The sequence below is a fragment of the Rhodoglobus aureus genome, from assembly GCF_039527955.1.
Lineage (GTDB): Bacteria > Actinomycetota > Actinomycetes > Actinomycetales > Microbacteriaceae > Rhodoglobus > Rhodoglobus aureus.
The window spans coordinates 11,994-31,336 of sequence record NZ_BAAAKW010000002.1; the positions used below are offsets into that span (position 1 = coordinate 11,994).

Annotated in this window: 21 protein-coding genes; 13 read left to right on the forward strand and 8 right to left on the reverse strand. The window is 60.3% G+C overall.

Annotated features, from left to right (window positions below):
- The first annotated feature begins 52 nt into the window (after nt 1–52).
- From ABD112_RS00460 to ABD112_RS00470, 3 genes are all read left to right on the forward strand, one after another.
- On the forward strand, nt 53–1,195 hold the full coding sequence (locus ABD112_RS00460; protein ID WP_343922200.1) for an FAD-dependent monooxygenase: 1,143 nt from the start codon (nt 53–55) through the stop codon (nt 1,193–1,195).
- Between the two features lie 91 nt (nt 1,196–1,286).
- Entirely contained in the window at nt 1,287–1,853 is a 567-nt protein-coding gene (locus ABD112_RS00465; RefSeq protein WP_343922201.1) for a LemA family protein, read from the forward strand.
- 37 nt (nt 1,854–1,890) lie between these two features.
- Complete coding sequence (locus ABD112_RS00470) at nt 1,891–2,775, forward strand: M48 family metallopeptidase (RefSeq protein ID WP_343922202.1); 885 nt, start codon at nt 1,891–1,893, stop codon at nt 2,773–2,775.
- Between the two features lie 51 nt (nt 2,776–2,826).
- Here ABD112_RS00470 and ABD112_RS00475 read toward each other — a convergent pair whose 3' ends face one another.
- Complete coding sequence (locus tag ABD112_RS00475) at nt 2,827–4,059, reverse strand: winged helix-turn-helix domain-containing protein (protein WP_343922204.1); 1,233 nt, start codon at nt 4,057–4,059, stop codon at nt 2,827–2,829.
- A 195-nt stretch (nt 4,060–4,254) separates the two neighbouring features.
- On the opposite strand from ABD112_RS00475, the gene ABD112_RS00480 reads away from it, so the two are divergent.
- The 6 genes from ABD112_RS00480 (at nt 4,255) to ilvA (ending at nt 10,753) form a co-directional block, all read left to right on the forward strand.
- Nucleotides 4,255–5,367: an ABC transporter substrate-binding protein gene (locus ABD112_RS00480; RefSeq protein ID WP_343922206.1), complete on the forward strand. Its 1,113-nt coding sequence runs from the start codon at nt 4,255–4,257 to the stop codon at nt 5,365–5,367.
- A gap of 94 nt (nt 5,368–5,461) precedes the next feature.
- Nucleotides 5,462–6,334 (forward strand): ABC transporter permease, encoded by an 873-nt coding sequence (locus ABD112_RS00485; RefSeq protein WP_343922207.1) that lies wholly within the window; start codon nt 5,462–5,464, stop codon nt 6,332–6,334.
- A complete protein-coding gene (locus ABD112_RS00490; RefSeq protein WP_343922208.1) occupies nt 6,331–7,209 on the forward strand; it encodes an ABC transporter permease in 879 nt (292 codons plus the stop codon). The genes ABD112_RS00485 and ABD112_RS00490 overlap by 4 nt, the downstream gene beginning before the upstream one ends.
- On the forward strand, nt 7,206–8,288 hold the full coding sequence (locus ABD112_RS00495; RefSeq protein ID WP_343922209.1) for an ABC transporter ATP-binding protein: 1,083 nt from the start codon (nt 7,206–7,208) through the stop codon (nt 8,286–8,288). The genes ABD112_RS00490 and ABD112_RS00495 overlap by 4 nt, the downstream gene beginning before the upstream one ends.
- A 70-nt stretch (nt 8,289–8,358) precedes the next feature.
- Nucleotides 8,359–9,525, forward strand: a complete 1,167-nt coding sequence (locus ABD112_RS00500) for an AI-2E family transporter (RefSeq protein ID WP_343922211.1) — start codon at nt 8,359–8,361, stop codon at nt 9,523–9,525.
- Entirely contained in the window at nt 9,503–10,753 is a 1,251-nt protein-coding gene (ilvA, locus tag ABD112_RS00505; protein WP_425563782.1) for a threonine ammonia-lyase, read from the forward strand. Before ABD112_RS00500 ends, ilvA begins: the two co-directional genes overlap by 23 nt.
- On the opposite strand, the gene greA is transcribed toward ilvA, so the two are convergent.
- The gene (gene greA, locus ABD112_RS00510; protein ID WP_343922214.1) at nt 10,750–11,241 is read right to left on the reverse strand and encodes a transcription elongation factor GreA; all 492 of its coding nucleotides are present in this window, start codon (nt 11,239–11,241) and stop codon (nt 10,750–10,752) included. The two genes, ilvA and greA, sit on opposite strands and share 4 nt — an antisense overlap.
- A gap of 66 nt (nt 11,242–11,307) precedes the next feature.
- On the reverse strand, nt 11,308–11,772 hold the full coding sequence (locus ABD112_RS00515; RefSeq protein WP_343922216.1) for a DUF4307 domain-containing protein: 465 nt from the start codon (nt 11,770–11,772) through the stop codon (nt 11,308–11,310).
- Nucleotides 11,773–11,868: 96 nt separating this feature from the next.
- Here ABD112_RS00515 and ABD112_RS00520 point away from each other — a divergent pair, with 96 nt between their 5' ends.
- The gene (locus ABD112_RS00520) at nt 11,869–12,228 is read left to right on the forward strand and encodes a hypothetical protein (protein ID WP_343922218.1); all 360 of its coding nucleotides are present in this window, start codon (nt 11,869–11,871) and stop codon (nt 12,226–12,228) included.
- Here ABD112_RS00520 and trhA read toward each other — a convergent pair.
- Nucleotides 12,209–12,958 carry a PAQR family membrane homeostasis protein TrhA gene (gene trhA / locus ABD112_RS00525; protein ID WP_343922220.1) on the reverse strand — a complete coding sequence of 250 codons (750 nt, stop codon included), beginning with the start codon at nt 12,956–12,958 and terminating at the stop codon, nt 12,209–12,211. The two genes, ABD112_RS00520 and trhA, sit on opposite strands and share 20 nt — an antisense overlap.
- 63 nt (nt 12,959–13,021) lie before the next feature.
- Between trhA and ABD112_RS00530 the strand changes: the two genes are divergently transcribed.
- From ABD112_RS00530 to ABD112_RS00540, 3 genes are all read left to right on the forward strand, one after another.
- The gene (locus tag ABD112_RS00530) at nt 13,022–13,807 is read left to right on the forward strand and encodes an isoprenyl transferase (protein ID WP_343922222.1); all 786 of its coding nucleotides are present in this window, start codon (nt 13,022–13,024) and stop codon (nt 13,805–13,807) included.
- A 292-nt stretch (nt 13,808–14,099) separates the two neighbouring features.
- Nucleotides 14,100–15,461, forward strand: a complete 1,362-nt coding sequence (gene phoH2 / locus ABD112_RS00535) for an RNA 5'-3' helicase PhoH2 (protein WP_343922224.1) — start codon at nt 14,100–14,102, stop codon at nt 15,459–15,461.
- A 73-nt stretch (nt 15,462–15,534) separates the two neighbouring features.
- Nucleotides 15,535–16,302: a fumarate hydratase gene (locus ABD112_RS00540; protein WP_343922226.1), complete on the forward strand. Its 768-nt coding sequence runs from the start codon at nt 15,535–15,537 to the stop codon at nt 16,300–16,302.
- A 38-nt stretch (nt 16,303–16,340) separates the two neighbouring features.
- On the opposite strand, the gene ABD112_RS00545 is transcribed toward ABD112_RS00540, so the two are convergent.
- The 4 genes from ABD112_RS00545 to ABD112_RS00560 are packed head-to-tail and all read right to left on the reverse strand — an operon-like array spanning nt 16,341 to nt 19,328.
- Complete coding sequence (locus ABD112_RS00545; RefSeq protein WP_343922227.1) at nt 16,341–17,738, reverse strand: class II fumarate hydratase; 1,398 nt, start codon at nt 17,736–17,738, stop codon at nt 16,341–16,343.
- Between the two features lie 56 nt (nt 17,739–17,794).
- A complete protein-coding gene (locus ABD112_RS00550) occupies nt 17,795–18,433 on the reverse strand; it encodes a carbonic anhydrase (RefSeq protein ID WP_343922228.1) in 639 nt (212 codons plus the stop codon).
- On the reverse strand, nt 18,430–19,074 hold the full coding sequence (locus tag ABD112_RS00555; RefSeq protein WP_343922229.1) for a DUF4245 domain-containing protein: 645 nt from the start codon (nt 19,072–19,074) through the stop codon (nt 18,430–18,432). The genes ABD112_RS00550 and ABD112_RS00555 overlap by 4 nt, the downstream gene beginning before the upstream one ends.
- Nucleotides 19,074–19,328: an exodeoxyribonuclease VII small subunit gene (locus ABD112_RS00560; RefSeq protein WP_343922231.1), complete on the reverse strand. Its 255-nt coding sequence runs from the start codon at nt 19,326–19,328 to the stop codon at nt 19,074–19,076. The genes ABD112_RS00555 and ABD112_RS00560 overlap by 1 nt, the downstream gene beginning before the upstream one ends.
- Between the last annotated feature and the right edge of the window lie 15 nt (nt 19,329–19,343).

Consider the following 19,343-nt stretch of genomic DNA (forward strand, 5'->3'; position numbering starts at 1 on the left):
CGGCAGTGATTTAGGCCGGCAGTAATGAAAGGGCGCGACTATTAAAGCCATTGTGTGTGGAGCAGGAATTGCGGGGCTTACGGTCGCCGGTCAGTTGGCGAGCAAAGGCTGGGAGGTGACCCTCCTCGAGGCCGCGCCTGAACGTCGCACGCAGGGCTACATGATTGATTTCTTTGGCCCCGGCTATGACGCTGCGGAGAAGATTGGCATTCTCGATCGGCTGCGCGAGTTGCACTACCCGATCAGCGAGGCGCGATTCGTGCGGCCCAATGGTCGCAGCCAGTCGGTGGACTACGGCATTGTGGCGGCCAATGAGGGCGGCAAGCTCCTGAGCTTGATGCGTCAAGATCTTGAGCAGACGCTCTTTGAGATTCTTCCCGACAGCGTCGACGTGCGTTTCGGCAGTGCTGTCGTTTCGGTCGAAGATCGCACCGACTACGTCACGGCAGTGTTGGCTGACGGGTCACGTATCTCTGGTGACATCGTGGTGGCGGCTGACGGCATCCATTCGGCAGTGCGACACAACCTGTTCGGCGACTCGGCGGCCTTTGATCGGCAACTCGGTATGCACACGTGCGCATATACCTTCGACTCTCCTCGCCTGCACGGCAAATTGGGAGACGCGTTGGTGTCAACCGACGAGGTGGATCGCATGGTCGGGCTCTATGGCTTGCGAGATGGCAGTGTGGCTCTCTTCGCCGCCCACCGCGTTAGCGATACCGTGCTTCCTGCTGACCCGCGAGAGGCAATCCGTGAAGCGTATGAGGGCATGGGTGACGACATCGCGGAGGCTATTGACAAGTGCCCCGAGCCTGAACACCTGTACTACGACCAGGTAGCCCAAGTGGAGTTGCCGGTGTGGAGTCGTGGCCGCGTCGTCTTCGCTGGCGATGCCTGTCAGGCCGTTTCGCTGCTCGCGGGTCAGGGCGCTTCGCTGGCCATTGCCGGGGGAGTGCTTCTGGTCGAAAAAATCACGAGTGGTGTTGAGCTCAGCGCGGCCTTTGCCGAGTACGAAGAGGAATGGATGCCGGTTGTCGTCGAGAAACAGGCTGCCGGGCGTCGGGCTGCCAGCGGCTTTCTCCCGCGCACCCCGCTTCAGCTCTGGGTGCGCCGCGTTTCTCTCGCGCTGTTGCGCTCCCCGTTTTTCGGCAAGTTCGTCACTTCGGCGATTACGGGAACTAAGCCGAGCAAGTAGCTGAGCAAGTAGCCATTCCGCCCATGATTGGGGGGCCATTGGGCGCCCTTTTTCTCGGTGGAGGCACAGCGTGACGTTCTATAGTTGATGCATGGAATTCCTGATCGTACTTGGCGTCATTGTTCTGCTTGTCGTCATCGTTGGTATCTACCTCTGGTCGACCTATAACTCGCTCGTTACTCTCAACGTTCGCGTTGATGAGGCGTGGAGCGACATCACGGTGCAGCTCAAGCGCCGTGCTGACCTGCTGCCGAACCTCATCGAGGCAGTCAAGGGCTATGCAGCTCACGAAAAGGGCGTCTTTGAGTCGGTCACTAAAGCGCGTGCCGAGACTCTCAACGCGCAGGGTCCGGTGGATGCTGCTGCCGCTGAGAATCACATGCAGTCTGCCCTCAAGAGCATCTTTGCGGTCGCTGAGGCATATCCACAGTTGCAGGCCAGCCAAAACTTCCTCCAGCTTCAGGGCGAACTGGTTGACACTGAAGATAAGATTCAGGCCAGCCGTCGCTTCTACAACGGTGGTGTGCGCGAACTCAACACGAAGATCAAGATCTTCCCGAACACTTTGTTCGCGCGCAACCTTGGTTTCACCGAGCGCGACTTCTTCGAGGTTGCGGATGCCGCATCCATCGCCGAGCCGCCCCGCGTTCAGTTCTAATCCTCTGCTTCACTGAGAGCACGGCCAGGAAGTTTAGATGTATCGCGCCATAGCGAAAAACAAGCGCAACACCGTTCTGATCATCATTTTGTTCGTCATCCTCATCGGGTTTCTTGGCTTCGCGCTGAGTTCCCTCATGGGCGGTGATCCGCTGACGGTCACGATCGGCACGATCATTGGTGCCGGCACCTTCACGGTGATCCAGTACTTCGCCGCGTCAAAGCAGGCGTTGTCGATGAGTGGTGCGATTGAGATCCAGAAGTCTGACAATCCACGGTTGTACCGAATCGTCGAGAACCTCTCGATCACTACCGGAACGCCGATGCCGAAGGTCTACATCGTCAACGACCCGGCGCCGAACGCTTTCGCTACTGGGCGTGATCCGGAGCATGCTGCCGTTGCTGCCACTACGGGCATTCTCGATTTGCTTGATGATTCCGAGCTTGAGGGTGTGATGGCTCACGAGATGGGTCACGTGCAGAACTACGACATTCGAGTGTCGATGATCGTGTTCGGCCTCGTCGTCGCCGTCGGTTTCATCTCTGACATTGCGCTGCGCTTCACGTTGTTCGGCGGCCGCGGCAATAACAACAACTCCAACCCGATCATGATCATCGTTGGTCTTGCAGCGCTTGTGATTTCGCCGCTCGTCGCCGCGGCCGTGCAGGCGTCTATTTCGCGTCAGCGTGAATACTTGGCGGATGCCACCGGCGCACTCACGACCCGTCACCCGGATGCTCTCGCCAGCGCCCTGCAGAAGCTCTCGGATTACAGTCGGCCGATGAAAAAGCAGAACTCGACGATGGCCCACATGTGGATCTCTGACCCCACTAAGCCCGGCATCATGGATCGCTTGTTCAGCACGCACCCGCCGCTCGCCGACCGCGTCGCGCGCCTCAGCAAGATCGGCGGCGGCTTCTAACTGACGCTGCAGTAAAGTAAGCCGGCACCGACAGCAGTCGGGTCGCGCTGTTTAGCGCAGCAGCTCTGCCTCAATCACTGGCGAGAGGGTGCCGCGGCCGGTCACGCTGATCGATTCCATGCCCTGCCAGTGCGCAATCTCGCGCAGGGTCGGCACGATGCGTTCAGCGAGAGCGCCGAGGCTGCCCGTGCGCGCCTCCAAGCCTTCGTCGTGCCAGGCTGATTGCACGCGCAGCACACGTGCCTGTCGATCGGTCTTGAGGTCGATGCGGCCGACCAGGGCATCATCCACGAGCACAGGCAGCGAGTAGTAGCCGAACTGGCGCTGGGGCTCTGGCGTGTAAATCTCGATGCGGTAGTGAAACCCAAACATGCGCTCGGCTCGTTTGCGATCCCAGACCACTGGGTCAAAAGGGGAGAGCAGCGCAACGTGCTGAATGCGCCGCGGCAGGCGAGCAGCCCGGTGCAGCCAAGCCGGCTGCTGCCAGCCCTGCACTATCACGGGCACAAGTTCGCCGCTGTCTGCCAGCTCGGCAATTGCCGCACGCACGTCGACATTCTTGAGCCGAAAATAGTCAGCCAAATCGGATGCCGTGCCCACTCCCAGAGCCTGTGCGGCCTGAGCGACCAGGCTTCGGTGCGCGTCGGCGCGGCTCACCTCACGCGCACGGAACTCGGCCGGAACAACGTGCTCGGCCAGCGCATACGTCCGCTCGAATCGAGTGCGGCCGGCACTCACAACCTCGCCCCAACGGAACAGCATCTCTAAGCCTTGTTTAACATCTGACCAGCCCCACCAGGGTCCGGTGCGGCGATTGGCGTCGTGCTCAATCTCGCGAGCCGAGACCGGGCCGGTGCTAGCGAGCTCGTCGCGCAACCACTGCAGCATGGCTTGGTTGTCGCGCACCCATTCGTAGCGCTCAGCGTCACGGTGGCTGAGGGCATCCATTTTCCAGCGCCAGAGTGGCCACGACTCGAGCGGAATGAGTGCGGCCTCGTGGGCCCAGTATTCGACGTAGCGGCCGGGCGTGCGGGTTGTGGGCGTGCGAAAGGTGAGGGCGTCGAGAGTCGCCTTGTCGTAGTACCCCAGACGCGAAAAGACGGGCTGGTAGTGACTGCGTTCGAACACGTTAACCGAGTCGAGCTGAAGCAGTCGGATGCGGTCAAACAGCACATTAAGTTGTCGCGTACCAGCGGGCTTGGCTGCGGTCGCAGTGGGGCGCCCGAACCCCTGAGCAGCCAGCAGCACGCGGCGCGCTTGGACTGCAGAAAGAGAATCGACCACGGAATCGACTCTACCGAGAGGCTGCGACATCCGGCGCGAGAGACGCCGCGAGTGATTGTGTTTGTGTCGTTCATCACTCGTTTACCTATCTGACAGTTAGCGAGCCTCGCCGCTAAGTACGGTCATCCACGGATCGTTTCGGTACCCTCTGCCCGCTCACAGCGCGGGCGGCCGTGAGGATCGTTGGAGGAACTCTTGTTCACTAAGCGCACCCTCGCCGCTGTTGCACTCGTTGCAGCATCGGCGATCACTCTCAGTGCCTGCAGCACGTCTGAGGCAACAGCGGGCGATGTCGACGCGTCGACCGCCACCACCGTCGAAGACTTTGGCGGCATGGAAGCTCTTATCGCAGCTGCGCAGGCTGAGGGAGAGCTCAACGTCATCGCCCTTCCCGATAACTGGGCAAACTACGGCGAGATCAAGGCTCTCTTTGAAGAGAAGTACGACATCGTCGTCAACTCTGCTGACCCCGATGTTTCCAGTGCCGAAGAAATCGCTGCTGCTGACAACCTCAAGGGCCAAGACGCTGCACCCGACGTCTTCGACCTCGGAACCGCTGTTGCCCTCGACAGCCTCGACTACTTCGCTCCCTACATGGTTGCCAACTGGGATGAAATCCCCGAGGGCAACAAGGAAGCAACTGGCCTCTGGGTCAACGACTACACCGGCAGCATGTCAATCGGTTATGACTCCAACTCGGTTCCCGAGCCGGCGAGCCTCGACGACCTCCTCAAGGCTGACTACCGCGGTGCCGTAGCGCTCAACGGTGATCCAACCCAGGCTGGTGCAGCATTCGCAGCTCTTGGTCTCGCGACGGTTCACGAGGGGGGAACGCTTGATGACTTCACCCCGGGCATCGAGTTCTTCGAGAAGCTCAACGACGCCGGCAACTTCATCCCGGTCAACGTCACGGGAGCAACCATTGCTGCCGGCGAGACCAAGGTTGCCTTCGATTGGAGCTACAACAACCTTGCTGCAGCAGCAACGGTTGACGGCTGGAAGGTCACCACGCTTCCCGGCGCCGTCTACACGAGCTTCTACAACCAGGCCATCAGCAAGGATGCCCCGCACCCCGCCGCTGCTCGCCTGTGGCAAGAGTTCCTCTTCAGCCCCGAAGCGCAGAACCTGTTCATCGTCGGTGGCGCTTACCCCGTAACGATCCAAGCTTTGCAGGATGCCGGAACCGTTGACTCCGACGCACTCGATGCACTCGGTGCGCTCGAGGGCGAACTAGTCACGCCGACGCCCGAGCAGGCCGAGAATAACGCAACGATCTTGGCTGAGAAGTGGGCAGCGGCAATCGGCTAACGCCCATTCCGCCTATTAGTGCATCGTGTCGCTAGCCACTGCGCCAGCGCCCGAACAGGATGGTGTCGAGCACTCCGCTCGGCACCATCCTCGGGTGGCACTGGTTAAGCCGTCGAACCGGCGTCGTCGCCTCGCCTATGCGGGGCTGACGCCGTTTGCGGCCTACGTTCTTATCTTTCTCGCCTTGCCCACGATCCTTGCCGTGGTCACGGGCTTCTTCTCCGACGATGGCACGCTCACGTTCGACAACGTGACGGGGTTGTTTACCCCGACCATCATCGCCACCTTCGGTAGCTCATTTTGGCTATCGGGTGTCAGCGCTGTCATCGGCGCTGTTGTCGGTGCCCTCATTTGTTACGCAATGCTCGGCACACGCGTCGGGGGAGTGCTGCGTACGATCATCGAGTCGGCAGCCAGCGTGCTCGCCCAATTCGGTGGGGTGATGCTCGCGTTCGCCTTCATCGCCACAATCGGTGTTCAGGGCCTTGTCACGGTTATCCTGCGTGACACCTTCGGAGTCGATATTTTTGCGGACGGTGTGTGGCTCTATCAAGTGCCGGGTCTCGTTCTTCCCTACGTCTACTTTCAGGTTCCCCTCATGGTGATCACGTTCTTGCCCGCCCTCACCGCGTTGCGCCCGCAATGGGCTGAGGCCAGTGCAACGCTCGGCGGCACCCGCTTCGCGTACTGGCGCCACATCGCGGCCCCCGTGGTTGCGCCAGCCTTCCTTGGCTCGCTACTCCTGCTCTTCGCGAATGCGTTCTCCTCGTTCGCCACGGCAGCGGCACTCATCAGCCAGGGTTCGCAGATCGTCCCGCTCCAGATCCGCGCGGCGCTCGTCAGCGAGACCGTGCTGGGCCGCGAAAACATGGCGGGCGCCCTTGCGCTCGGGATGATCGTGGTCATGGTCGTCGTCATGTGGGCCTACTCGGTGTTGCAGTCGCGAACCTCACGGTGGCAACGATGAGCGCGAGTCGGACGGCACCCGTGCAGCGGGGCGAGACGGCGAGCACGAGAGCCAAGCCTGCGAACCAGGCCGTTCGCATCGGTGCCGAACCGAGCGCTCTCACGCGCCGCCTCATCCTCGGAATCATCGGCGCGATCTTCCTGATCCCCGTGATCGCGATGATTGAATTCACGTTCCGCAATGGGCTCGCCGGTGACTACACGGTCAGTCACTGGACGGGGCTCTTCAGCGAAGACAGCGCGCGCACCTACCGTGGCCTCTACCAGGCGATCGGAAACTCGCTCGTACTCGCTGCAGTCACCGTGGGCATCGTGCTCCTGTTGTTGCTGCCGACCATGGTGCTCGTGCACATGCAGTTGCCGCGACTGAAGCGCACGCTCGAGTTCATCTGCATCATCCCCATCACGGTTCCCGCTATCGTGCTCGTCGTCGGACTCGCTCCCGTCTATTCGGTGGTCGTGAAGGTTCTCGGCGGATCCACTTGGACTCTCGCCTTCGCCTACGGCATCACCGTGTTGCCGTACGCCTACCGCGCCATCCAGTCGAACCTCGACGCAATTCCCGTCAAGACCCTCAGCGAAGCAGCCAGCACGCTCGGTGCCGGGTGGATGACCGTGCTGTGGACGATCTTGCTGCCCAACCTTCGCCGGGGAGTGCTTGCGGCATCCTTCATCTCCATCGCGGTGGTACTTGGCGAGTTCACGATCGCGAGCCTGCTCAATCGTCGCAACCTGCAGACCGCGCTGCTTCAGGTCTCGCAGTCTGACCCCTGGGTCGCGGTGATCTTCGCGCTCTTCGCGCTTGCCCTTGCTTTTGTTTTGCTACTCATCATTGGTCGACTCGGATCAGCGACGCTCTCTAGGAGAAAATCATGACCACAACGCTCACCGAGAGCCGCACGACGACCGCGCCGACAACCGGAGCAACAGTCCACCTCAGCGCCGTCGTTAAAGCCTTCGCGGGCCACACCGCACTCAACAGCATCGACCTAGAGGTTGCTCCCGGCGAACTCGTTGCGCTCCTCGGGCCATCAGGCTGCGGAAAGACCACGGCACTCCGCAGTATTTCGGGACTCGAAAGTATCGACAGCGGGCGCATCCTTATTGACGGCGAGGATGTCGCGGAGACCCCCACCAACAAGCGCGACATCGGAATGGTCTTTCAGGCCTACTCGCTGTTCCCACACATGACGGTGCTGGAGAACGTGGAGTTCGGGCTCAAGATGCGCAAGGTCGCCGCCACTCGGCGTCGCGAACGTGCTCTCGAGACTCTCGACATGGTCGGTCTCACCAAGCACCGCGACCGATTTGCCCACCAGCTTTCGGGTGGTCAGCAGCAGCGCGTGGCACTTGCCCGTGCGCTCGTCACTCGGCCCCGAGTGTTGCTGCTCGATGAGCCGCTCAGCGCACTCGATGCCAAAGTTCGGGTGCAACTTCGCGAAGAGATCCGCCGCATCCAAACTGAGCTCGGCATCACCACCGTTTTTGTGACCCACGACCAAGAAGAGGCGCTCGCCGTCGCCGACCGCGTCGCCGTCATGCGCGACGGTCGCATCGAACAAATCGGCACGCCAGAAGAGCTCTATGCAACCCCGGCCAACGCCTTCGTTGCCGACTTCGTAGGCCTCAGCAACCGGATGCCCGCAGAACTCATCGACGGAACAGTGACGCTGCACGGCTGCAGTCTCAACCTCCTCGGCGCTTCGATGCCCGATGGCCCCGTCTTGGCGCTGGTTCGGCCGGAGGACATGTTTCTCGCAGCGGACGGCATCGCGGGCACCGTCATCTCCTCCAGCTTTCTCGGCTCGCTGCGGCGCACGCGCGTGCGACTGTTCGACGGCACCGTTGTGGCGATCCAGCATGAGGTCGAACGGCATCCGCTTCCCGGTGAAGCAGTTTCGGTGCGATTGAAGGGTGCGCCGGTGAGCGCGCTGCCGCCAAAGCATAAGAAGTAGCTTCGCGCGCGAGCTCGACGCTCAGCGCAGCAGGAGCAGGAGCACACTCAAGCACAACTAGGATGGGCACGTGCTATTCGGACGACGTACACAACCAACCAGTCGGGGAGAGTCGCGCGCTATCTCTGCGGAGTCGGCGGCCGTGCCTAAGGCGCTGTCGATTGCTGCCGCATTCTCGTGGCGCCTGCTTGTTGTTTTGGGCTTGATTGCGGTTCTGATTTATTTGATCATCACGCTCAAATACATCGTGATCCCCTTCCTCGTCGCGATTCTCATCGGCGCACTTCTCGTCCCGCTGGTGCAATTTCTTGAACGTCGCCGGTGGCCGAAGTGGCTTGCCGTCACCGTCACCCTCATCGGATTCTTTGCGGTTGTCTCCGGCCTTGTCGTCGTCGTGGTCAGCCAGGTTCGTTTGGGGCTGCCGTCATTGCAGCAACAGTCGATTGCGGCGTTCCAAAGCTTCCGCAGCTTCCTGAGTGACTCCCCGCTGCAGTTGAGCGATCAAGACATCGACGGTTACTTGCAAGAACTGACCGCCGTGATTCAGCGCGACAGCGAAGCACTCGTTTCGGGTGTACTCTCGGTCGGATCCACTGCAGGTCACGTGCTGACAGGCGCACTGCTCAGTGTCTTCGCCACCATTTTTGTGCTGATCGACGGCAAACGCATTTGGGTCTGGGCTGTGAGCTTATTCCCGCGTCGGGCTCGTCCGGCGGTTGATGGTTCTGGTCAGGCGGGATGGTTGACGCTCACGACATTCGTCAAGGTGCAGATCTTTGTCGCCGCAGTGGATGCCCTCGGCATCGGTGCCGGCGCGTGGATCCTTGGATTGTTCTACGGCGGCTTCCCCTTAGTCATTCCCATCGCCGTCGCCGTATTCTTGGGTTCATTCATCCCCGTCGTAGGTGCGCTCATCACCGGTGTTCTCGCGATCTTCATCGCTCTCGTCTTCTTGGGCCCGATCCCGGCAGTGATCATGCTCGGTATTGTGTTGCTGGTGCAGCAGCTCGAGGGGCATATTCTTCAGCCGCTCATCATGGGAACCGCAGTGAAAATTCACCCGCTCGCAGTCGTCTTCGCGGTTGCCGCTGGCTCGTTCATTGCAGGTATCCCCGGCGCGCTTTTTGCCGTTCCGCTCGTAGCCGTAGTGAATGTGATGACCAAGTATGTCGCCGCTGGCGACTGGCGCACGAACCCGCACCCAACACTGAACGATGTTCTCGGTGATGGAAAATAACCGGATGCCCGGCCCCACACTTGCTGACTATCAGAAAGCACGTGAACGGGTCGCGGAAGTTGCTGACATCACGCCCATGCAAACCTCGCGGTTTCTTGCAGAAATTCTGGGCTCGCCTGTTTTCCTGAAGTGCGAGAATCTCCAGCGCACCGGCTCGTTCAAAATTCGTGGAGCCTATAACCGTCTTGCCGGACTAACGGATGAAGAGAAAGCTCGAGGAGTGGTCGCTGCTTCGGCAGGAAACCACGCCCAAGGCGTCGCATTCGCTGCTCGGGAGCTCGGCATCAAGTCCACCATTTTCATGCCCGTGGGCGTGCCCCTGCCCAAGCTGCAGGCCACCCGTCACTACGGCGCTGAAGTCATCTTGCGCGGTCACACGGTTGACGAGCCACTGCGCGCAGCCGCACGGTTCGCTGAAGACACGGGTGCCGTGCTCATCCACCCCTTCGATCACTTTGATGTCGTCGCCGGTCAGGGCACCTTGGCGTTGGAAGTCTTCGACCAGGTTCCTCAGGTCGACACCGTGATCGTGCCCATTGGCGGAGGCGGACTGATCTCGGGTGTTGCTGGAGCGATCAAGCAGCGCGCCCGCGAAGACGGCCGAAACGTTCGTGTGATCGGCGTGCAAGCAGCAAATGCAGCCGCCTACCCGCCCTCGCTCGAAAAGGACGAGATCGTTGAGATCACAACCACGCCAACCATTGCCGACGGAATTGCGGTCAGCAAACCCGGCGAAATCAATTTCCCCATGGTGCGCGATCTGGTGGATGAGGTCATCACCGTCAGCGACGACCAGACCGCCTACGCACTACTCGTACTTCTCGAGCGCGCCAAGCTCGTCGTCGAGCCCGCTGGTGCTGTGGGTGTCGCGGCTATCCTCGCGGGCAAGATTGCGCCGAGCGGCAACACCGTGGTGCTGCTGAGCGGTGGCAACATCGACCCCATGATGATGGAACGCATCATCAGCCACGGGCTATCGGCATCCGAACGGTACCTGCGTTTGCGCATTCCTCTACCCGACCGGCCAGGCCAACTTGCGCGCATCTCGGGCATCGTCGCTGAGGCGAGCGCCAATGTGGTTGAGGTGCTGCACAGCAGGCACAACAACAAAGTGCAGTTCAGCCAGGTTCAGCTCGAACTGCACATTGAAACCCGTGGCCCTGAGCACGCGGAAGCAGTGCTCGCGCGGCTCAGGGACGAAGGCTTTGACCCTCAGGTCGACTTCTAGCCTGAGTAGGTTGCAACCTTCAAGATCTCAACCTTGATCTCGTTGCCATTTGGCGCGGTGTAGGTGGTCGATTCGCCCACCTTGAGGCCGTTGATTGCCAAGCCGAGTGGGCTCTTCTCGCTGTAGACATCGAGGTCGCTGTCGTCGGCGACAATTTCGCGGCTGCCCAGCAAGAACACGCTTTCGTCGCCCATGATGTTGGCTGTTACGAGAATGCCGGGCTCAACGAGACCGTCAGCATCTTGCACATCGCCAACAACGGCATGACGCAAAAGTTCGGTGAGAACACGAATGCGGGCCTCAATCTTGCCCTGCTCTTCCTTGGCAGCGTGATAGCCACCGTTCTCTTTGAGGTCGCCTTCTTCGCGGGCGGCCTCAATCTTTTTGGCAATGTCATACCGTGCTTCACCAGTGAGTTGTTCCAGTTCGGCGGTGCGACGATCGAACGCCTCCTGGGTCAACCACGTGACGTTATCTTGTGCAGCCACTGTGCTTCTCCCTATACAAAAGAGAAACCGGCCGCTATGGCCGGTTTCGAGACTATTTGCTACAGCCTAGGTGAGCCAACACCGGTAGATCAAGCCAGACACTGCTTGTTCTGTGGTGCGGATTGTTTCGCTGAGGGCACGGTTGCGTTGATCGCTAGCAGGAACGTCGACCACTTTCCAGCCTACGATCGCGAAAGTTGAGTTGAGAGCCTGAACAGCGCAGCGGGCATCCGTGTTCTCAGGCACGTTAAATTGCCAGCGAACAGTGACGGTGGAATCGTCGATGAGCTCGAATCCGGTGTCTTTGGCTTCGAACTGGGCGGGTGCTTCGAGCAGCCCACCCCACACAAGCCAGGCCGTAAACACGGCGACGAAGCCGATCGCCACGGTCACAACGATGAAGCGGTTGTTGCGCTTGGCCTTCGGGCTGCGCCCATAGCGGGCATCGAGATCGGTGTTCGAGGAACTCGTGGTGCCCACAACAGCGGCGGTGTCAGCGCTACCAGCGTTGCTACTGGATGCTTCGGGCACGCGTGGCTCCTTCTGGCGGCGGTATTCTGGTTACTACAAGGCTATTCGCAAACTCGGATGATGGAATCATCGGGTGCACATTTCAGAGGACAACAGTTGATTTCTTTCACTTCGCTCGCCTACAGCGCGATTCTCTGGACCGCGACTCCGAGCCCCGAACCGAGCCTGTACCCGGAGTACGACGGTGACGTCAATCTGGTCACGCCTGGAGTTATCGGGTTTGCCGCGACGCTCTTTATCGCGGTTGCGACATTGCTCATCGTTGCTGACATGAACCGCCGCGTTCGACGGGTGCGCTACCGCGAGCTCGCTCAAGAAACGATCCGCGCTGAGCAGGCGCTTGCTGACGGTGAGGGCGTTGGCAGCGACTCTGACCCCGTCGCTGACGGGACCACCAGCGCGGCCACGGGCACGGAATCCGACGACGATGTTCCGCCTACACAACGGGCGGATTAGTCGCCACGAGGAAGATTCCGACCCAGTGGCACAGGAACGCCAATAGCGTCAGCGTATGAAAGATCTCGTGGAAGCCAAAAACTCCGGGGATCGGGTTAGGGCGCTTGAGGCCGTAAATGACGGCGCCAACGGTGTAGAAGAGTCCGCCAACCATGATGAGCGTCATCATGATCCAGTTGGCTTGGAAGAAGTCGACGATGAACATCATCGCGCCCCAGCCGAGCAGCACGTAGAGGGGAACGTAGAGCCAGCGCGGGGCGCCAACCCAGAAGATGCGGAAGCCGATTCCGAGAGCTGCTCCCATCCAGACGATCCAGAGCAGCAGGGTTGCCTTCTCGGGTGGCAAGGCGAGAACCGTGATGGGCGTATAGGAGCCCGCGATCAGCAGAAAGATATTGGAGTGATCGAACCGCTTGAGCAGCATCCGCGTTCTGTCGCTCCAGTTGAAGCGGTGATAAAGCGCCGAAATGCCGAACAGCATGAGAGACGAAGCAACGAACACTGCCGAGCTCACCTTGGCGGCTACGCCATCCGCCATCACCAGCAGAATCACGCCGAGCACAATTGCTACAGGGAAAGTGCCGGCATGAATCCAGCCGCGCCACGTCGGCTTCTGGTCAACCGCATCGAATTCGATCGCGTCTTCGACAAGGGGGAGCTGGGGCAGGCCCGCTGCTTCTTCGTTGTCTACGGCCTCGAGAGCGGCAGATTCTGAGGCATCTTGGATCATGCGCACAGTTTACGCCCGGCGCAGATTCACTTGCTGTGCGCCGCAGTGGTCTAACGTAGTTCCGTGAGTCAGCGACAGTTTCCACTCGGTCGCGGTTTTCTTTACGGTCTTTACCAGAAAAAACTGCGGCGCCAACTAGAGGGCCAGCAATTGCCGCGCCACGTAGCCATGATCATTGATGGCAACAGGCGTTGGGCAAAGCTGAAAGACCTCGAGACTGTTGCGCACGGCCACCGTGCTGGCGCGGCCAAATATAGAGAATTTCTGGTGTGGTGTGACGACCTAGACATCTCGGTTGCAACGCTCTACCTGCTGTCGAATGACAATCTCACGAGCCGGTCACCCGAAGAGCTAGGAGAGCTTTTCACGATCATTGGTGATCTTGCCGAAGACCTTTCTCACTTTCGCGACTGGCGTGTGCAACATGTCGGGTCGGATGCCGGACTCCCCGATCAGCTCAAGGCTCAGCTCACTGCGGCTCGGGATCGCACCGCCACGAACACTGGGCTTCACGTGAATCTCGCGATCGGTTATGGCGGACGCCATGAGATTGCAGAAGCGATGCGCAAGATTGTGCGCAACCACAGCGCTGAGGGTCACAGCCTTGAGGCGCTCGCGGAGTTGTTGACCCCCGAACTCATTGGTGAGCATCTCTACACCAAGGGGCAGCCTGACCCCGATCTGGTCATCCGCACCTCGGGCGAACAACGCATTAGTGACTTTATGCTGTGGCAGACCGCGCACAGCGAGTTGTACTTTGTCGAGGCGCTCGGCCCCGACCTGCGTGAGGTCGACTTCTTGCGTGCGCTGCGCGACTTCGCGCGTCGCCATCGTCGCTACGGCGCTTAGTCGCCGCTGCGAGGCCTAGCTGCAGCTTCGGCCGCAGCACCCGCGGGAATGCTTCTGCCTGCTGCAGCCTGGGTTTTCGCGGCGCCCGTTGGTGAGGTGAACTTTGCCCCCAGTTTGTGGCGCAATGGTGTCTCGTGGCGTGTCGTCGCGCCCAGAATGCGCGACAGGATTAGCGTTCAAATATCAGGTATGGCGCCTGATCGAGACGGCCACGTAAGTTCGTTTTCGTAAAGTACTGGCCGTCTTCGCAGACTGGATCCGAGTGCTCGCGCACTCGGGGATGGAGTGCACGTTGGCCGATCTAGCTACCCCCAAGACCACGATCACCACGTCGAAGGCGGGAGGGCGGGCCCAACGACAAGCCGAGCGCACCTACGTGCTCGACACTTCCGTTTTGCTCTCCGATCCGAGTTCGATCAAGCGGTTCGCCGAACACAATGTTGTTCTGCCCGTTGTGGTGATCACCGAACTCGAAGCCAAACGAAACGATCCCGAGATCGGGTATTTCGCTCGGCAAGCGTTGCGCAACCTCGATGAGATGCGCGTCAAGCATGAGCGACTCGATTTTCCGATCTCGGTCGGCGACGTTGGTGGCACGCTTCGAGTCGAGCTCAACCACTCCAACATGTCGGTGCTTCCCTCCGGCCTGCAGCTCGGTGACAACGATTCCCGAATCCTTGCTGTTGCGCTGAACCTCTCCAATGAGGGGCTGGATGTCACAGTCGTGTCAAAGGATCTTCCCCTGCGGGTGAAGGCGGCATCCATCGGTCTCGCGGCCGAGGAGTACCGTGCAGAGCTTGCGGTCGACTCTGGCTGGACAGGGCAAGCCGAGATTGAGCTCAGCGGAGATCAGGTCGCCGAACTTTACGACAAAGAAGAACTTCACTCCCGCACCGTTGGCGATTTGCCGATCAATACCGGCCTCATCGTGCACTCCGAACGAGGCTCGGCTCTCGCTCGTGTGACGGCGCGCGGCAAGATGTCGCTCGTGCGCGGCGACCGCGACATCTTTGGTCTCCACGGTCGTAGCGCCGAACAGCGATTAGCGATCGAGATGCTGCTTGACCCGGAGCTGGGGATCGTCTCGCTCGGTGGTCGCGCGGGAACAGGTAAGTCTGCTCTAGCTCTCTGCGCCGGTCTCGAAGCGGTGCTTGAGAAGCAACAACACCGCAAGATCATGGTTTTCCGCCCGCTGTACGCGGTGGGTGGCCAAGAATTGGGTTACCTCCCCGGGGATGCTTCCGAGAAGATGAATCCGTGGGCGCAGGCAGTGTTCGACACCCTGGGGTCTGTTGTTTCTGAGAATGTGCTCGAGGAGGTGCTCGATCGTGGCCTGCTCGAAGTTCTGCCGCTGACGCATATCCGCGGTCGTTCATTGCACGATGCCTTTGTGATCGTGGATGAGGCGCAGTCACTCGAACGCAACGTTCTGCTGACAGTGCTCAGCCGCATCGGCCAGAATTCTCGTGTCGTGCTCACCCACGATGTGGCGCAACGCGACAACCTCAGAGTGGGACGCCACGACGGTGTTGCCTCGGTGATTGAAACGCTGAAGGGCCACTCATTGTTTGGACACATCACCCTGACTCGTTCTGAGCGGTCAGCAATTGCTGCCCTCGTCACCGAGCTTCTGGAAGGCAACGAACTCGCCTAACAATTACCTCTCGAAGTCTGAGCGTGCCGTGCGAGTGTCAGCAGGGCGCGCTCAGGCAACGTAAGGTTTTCTCGTGGGCTCGAACTGGTGGTTTCTTGCGGTTCCCTTAGCGTTAGTCGCTGTATGGGCGATTTTTGCTCCCCGGAATCAGTGGCGCAGCCTGTTCTCGTGGTCGGTGGGCAACACCCACAGTTCAGAACCGGGCGGTGCAGCATTCGCCTACCGTCAGCTCATTGCGGCCGTTGCCCTAAGCGTTGCGTTACTAACGATCGTGCTCTCTGTCGTGGCCTCTGCCGCCAGGGAGCCTGTCGAGCCACCCCGCGCCAATGACATCGAACAGGCGTGGGGAACGCCCGAGCCTCTGCTGGTGTACCGCACTTTTCAGACGAGCCGTTCGATAGACGAAACGCTTGTCGATGTGCCCATTGAGAGCTATCTGCCGGTGAATGACGAAGAGCGCGCGCCACTGTATCTGCTTGATCTTGAACCATTTTCTCGACTCGGAACTACCAACATCCCCGGTTATATCGGCAGCACGCCTAGTGAGACTGATTCCACGATTAGCCGGGCAGATGTGGTGGTCAAGGTGCGCGGACCTCTGCTGTGCATCCCTCGTCGCGTTGTCGCGATTGAAACGCCAGAGCGGGTTCAACTTGCTGTGATGTATGGGCTGCCGACCCCAAGGGATGGCTCAGAACCTGACAACGCTGAGGGCTGCCCGTTGGGTGAAGATCTCGCTGGTTCGGTGCTGATTCCGATCACACTGAGTGACCCAATAGGAGAACGCACCGTCGAAACTCTCGACGGCGCGCCCCTCACGATGGTGGACCTCGGCTACTAGCCCGGCCTGTTTATCAACTAGCCCAGTGTGGTCATCGACTAGCCAGGCGTGGTCATCGACAAAACGTCGAGTGCAGCATCCAACTGGTCAATGGTTACTTCGCCGCGCTCGACGAAGCCGAGGTCGATCACGGCTTCACGCACGGTGATCGACTGCGCTACAGCGTGCTTGGCAATCTTGGAGGCCGCTTCGTAGCCGATGATCTTGTTGAGCGGTGTAACGATCGACGGCGATGACTCGGCGAGTGCGAGTGCACGCGGCAGGTTCGCTTCGAGGCCGTCAACGGTCTTGTCGGCGAGTGCACGCAGCGAGTTGGAGAGCAGTCGGCTCGATTCAAGCAGCGAGGTTCCCATCACAGGAATCGCGACATTCAGTTCGAATGCTCCGGATGCTCCACCCCACGCGATCGTCGCATCGTTGCCGATTACGCGTGCGCACACCATGAGCACGGCTTCGGGAATGACGGGGTTGACCTTGCCGGGCATGATCGAGGATCCGGGCTGAAGATCGGGGATGCGTAGCTCGCCGAGCCCAGTGTTCGGGCCGGAACCCATCCATCGAAGGTCGTTACAAATCTTGGTGACAGAAACCGCGATCACGCGCAATGCGCCGGAGGCTTCAACAAGTGCGTCGCGCGCACCCTGAGCTTCGAAGTGGTCTTCGGCTTCGGTTATTGGCAGGCCCGAGTTCTCGGCGAGAATCGCGATCACGCGCTGCGGAAAGCCCAGCGGGGTGTTGATTCCGGTGCCAACTGCGGTGCCACCGAGCGGTACCTCAGCAACGCGCGGGATGCTCGACTGCACGCGGGCGACGCCGAGACGGATCTGGCGGGCGTAGCCGGCAAACTCTTGACCGAGGGTCACTGGGGTGGCATCCATGAGGTGGGTGCGGCCAGCCTTGACTGCGCCCTTCCACAGTTCTGCTTTCACTTCCAGTGCTGCAGCGAGGTGCTCGAGCGCGGGAATCAGATCGCCGAGAAGTGCACCGGTAACGGCAAGGTGTACCGAGGTGGGGAAGACGTCGTTCGACGACTGTGAGGCATTCACGTGGTCGTTGGGGTGAACGGCGCTGCCGAGTGAGTCGCTTGCGAGTCGAGCAAGCACCTCGTTCATGTTCATATTCGATGAGGTGCCGCTGCCGGTCTGGTATGTGTCGACCGGGAAGTGGTTGTGGTGCTGGCCATCGATGATCTGGTCTGCAGCACCGACAATGGCATCAGCTATCGCCGAATCAAGCTTGCCAAGTTCAGCGTTGGCCATTGCCGCCGCGCGCTTGACGCGGGCTAGGGCGATGATCTGGGCTGGCTCTAGGCCAGTGCCCGAGATGGGAAAGTTCTCGACGGCACGCTGGGTTTGAGCGCCGTAGAGGGCATCCTTGGGCACGCGAACCTCGCCCATGGTGTCGTGTTCGATGCGGTATTCGGTGGAACTCGTCACAGCGTTGTAATCCTTTGTTTGCGAGCGAACTGGGGGTGAGAACGTGGTGGAGAGCGCTAGACCGTGCCGACAACGACGTCGGGCACAGCTCTACCTTCAAGCAAGCGGTAGTTCGCGCCAACTACTGCAAGCGTACCTGCGGCAATTGCGTCGCTGATGAGCTCAGAGGAGCTCACCAGTTCGGCGATTGTTTCGCGCAGGTGCTCGCGGCCGACATCCGTAGAACTGATGCTCTCGATGTCGATCGCACCCGTCTCACTGCCGGCGACGCGGCGCACGGCGGGCACGATCTTTGAGATGAGCGACTGGATGTGCGGGGGGAGTACGGGAGCATCTGACGCCTGGGACTCAATGGCTGCCGCCACGGCGCCGCACTCGTCATGCCCGAGAACCAGGATGAGCGGCACGTCGAGAACTCCGACAGCGTACTCAAGCGATCCGATGACAGAGTCGGAGATGATCTGGCCGGCGTTACGCACAACAAACAGATCACCGAGCCCTTTATCGAAAATGATCTCTGCAGCTAGACGTGAATCGCTGCAGCCGAACAGAGCAGCGTGAGGCGTTTGAGCGTTGGCTACTTCGGTGCGTCGCTCAACGTCTTGGCGAGGATGATTCGGCTCGCCAGCAACGAATCGTTCGTTACCGCGAGCCATCTCGTTCCACACCTGTGCTGGTGTTCTGGTGGGACTCATCGTTGCGCCTCCGCCTCGGCAGCGATGGACGCTGCCAGTAGTTCAAACTCGTTGTCCGTGGCTGTTCCGTGCAGCACAACCGTGCTGCCCGCAATCTGCGCCGACATTGAGTATGCGTAGTTTCCGGTGCCTGAAGAAGACCGACGGTCATAAATCTTCCAGTCGATTCCCTCGATCGTCGTCGCATCAGTGGCTGGAGCACCGTCGGTAGCGATCGACAACCAGGTCTCGTTCGCCTCAATTCCCTGCTCAAGGGCAACAAACTGTGCGGATGGCGACGGCGGGGTCACAAAGCCGATGTACCAAGTCTGAACCGACGAGCTGGTTCCAAGCCGCGCTGAATTCGCGTACCAATCAGGGGGGAGCGTTGGTGCAAGAAGAGGTTCGCTGGCATCGGTCTGGGCATCAGCAGCAATGGTCTGGTAATCAGCGGTTACTGGCTTGTCATCAGTCGGGCGAACGACGACCAACACAAGGAGTAGCACGATGCCGAGAGACGCGACCGTGGCGATCACCAAGTTGAACAGCGTTTGATTCGCGCGGTGCTTGCGCGAATTTTCTGCCTTGCGCGCGAATGTCTCTTCTGGGGTTTCTGGGCGACCAAGTTCGGCGACGACACGCGGTTCGGTGTTCTTGGCCATTACTGGTCAGCGCTCGCGTCACCGGTGGGGTCAGCATCCGTCGACGCAACACTTCTGGCGGCGTCGAGGCGGGCACGCGCTCCGATGAGCCACTCTTCACACCGCTGAGCTAGCGCTTCTCCGCGCTCCCAGAGGGCGAGTGACTGCTCGAGAGTCGCTGAACCTTGCTCTAGCTCGTTGACAACGGCGATGAGCTCATCCCGAGCCTGTTCATAGCTGAGGTCACTGACGGGGGTCTCGTTGGGGGTAGCCACGGAGTAATTCTACTG

Excerpts from the sequence above, each read along its gene's own strand:
- ilvA (WP_425563782.1), top strand. The coding sequence starts at position 9,503 with ATGTTCTCGGTGATGGAAAATAACCGGATGCCCGGCCCCACACTTGCT.
- ABD112_RS00470 (WP_343922202.1), top strand. The coding sequence starts at position 1,891 with ATGTATCGCGCCATAGCGAAAAACAAGCGCAACACCGTTCTGATCATC.
- ABD112_RS00490 (WP_343922208.1), top strand. The coding sequence starts at position 6,331 with ATGAGCGCGAGTCGGACGGCACCCGTGCAGCGGGGCGAGACGGCGAGC.
- ABD112_RS00555 (WP_343922229.1), bottom strand. The coding sequence starts at position 19,074 with ATGGCCAAGAACACCGAACCGCGTGTCGTCGCCGAACTTGGTCGCCCA.
- trhA (WP_343922220.1), bottom strand. The coding sequence starts at position 12,958 with ATGATCCAAGATGCCTCAGAATCTGCCGCTCTCGAGGCCGTAGACAAC.
- ABD112_RS00495 (WP_343922209.1), top strand. The coding sequence starts at position 7,206 with ATGACCACAACGCTCACCGAGAGCCGCACGACGACCGCGCCGACAACC.
- ABD112_RS00465 (WP_343922201.1), top strand. The coding sequence starts at position 1,287 with ATGGAATTCCTGATCGTACTTGGCGTCATTGTTCTGCTTGTCGTCATC.
- ABD112_RS00550 (WP_343922228.1), bottom strand. The coding sequence starts at position 18,433 with ATGAGTCCCACCAGAACACCAGCACAGGTGTGGAACGAGATGGCTCGC.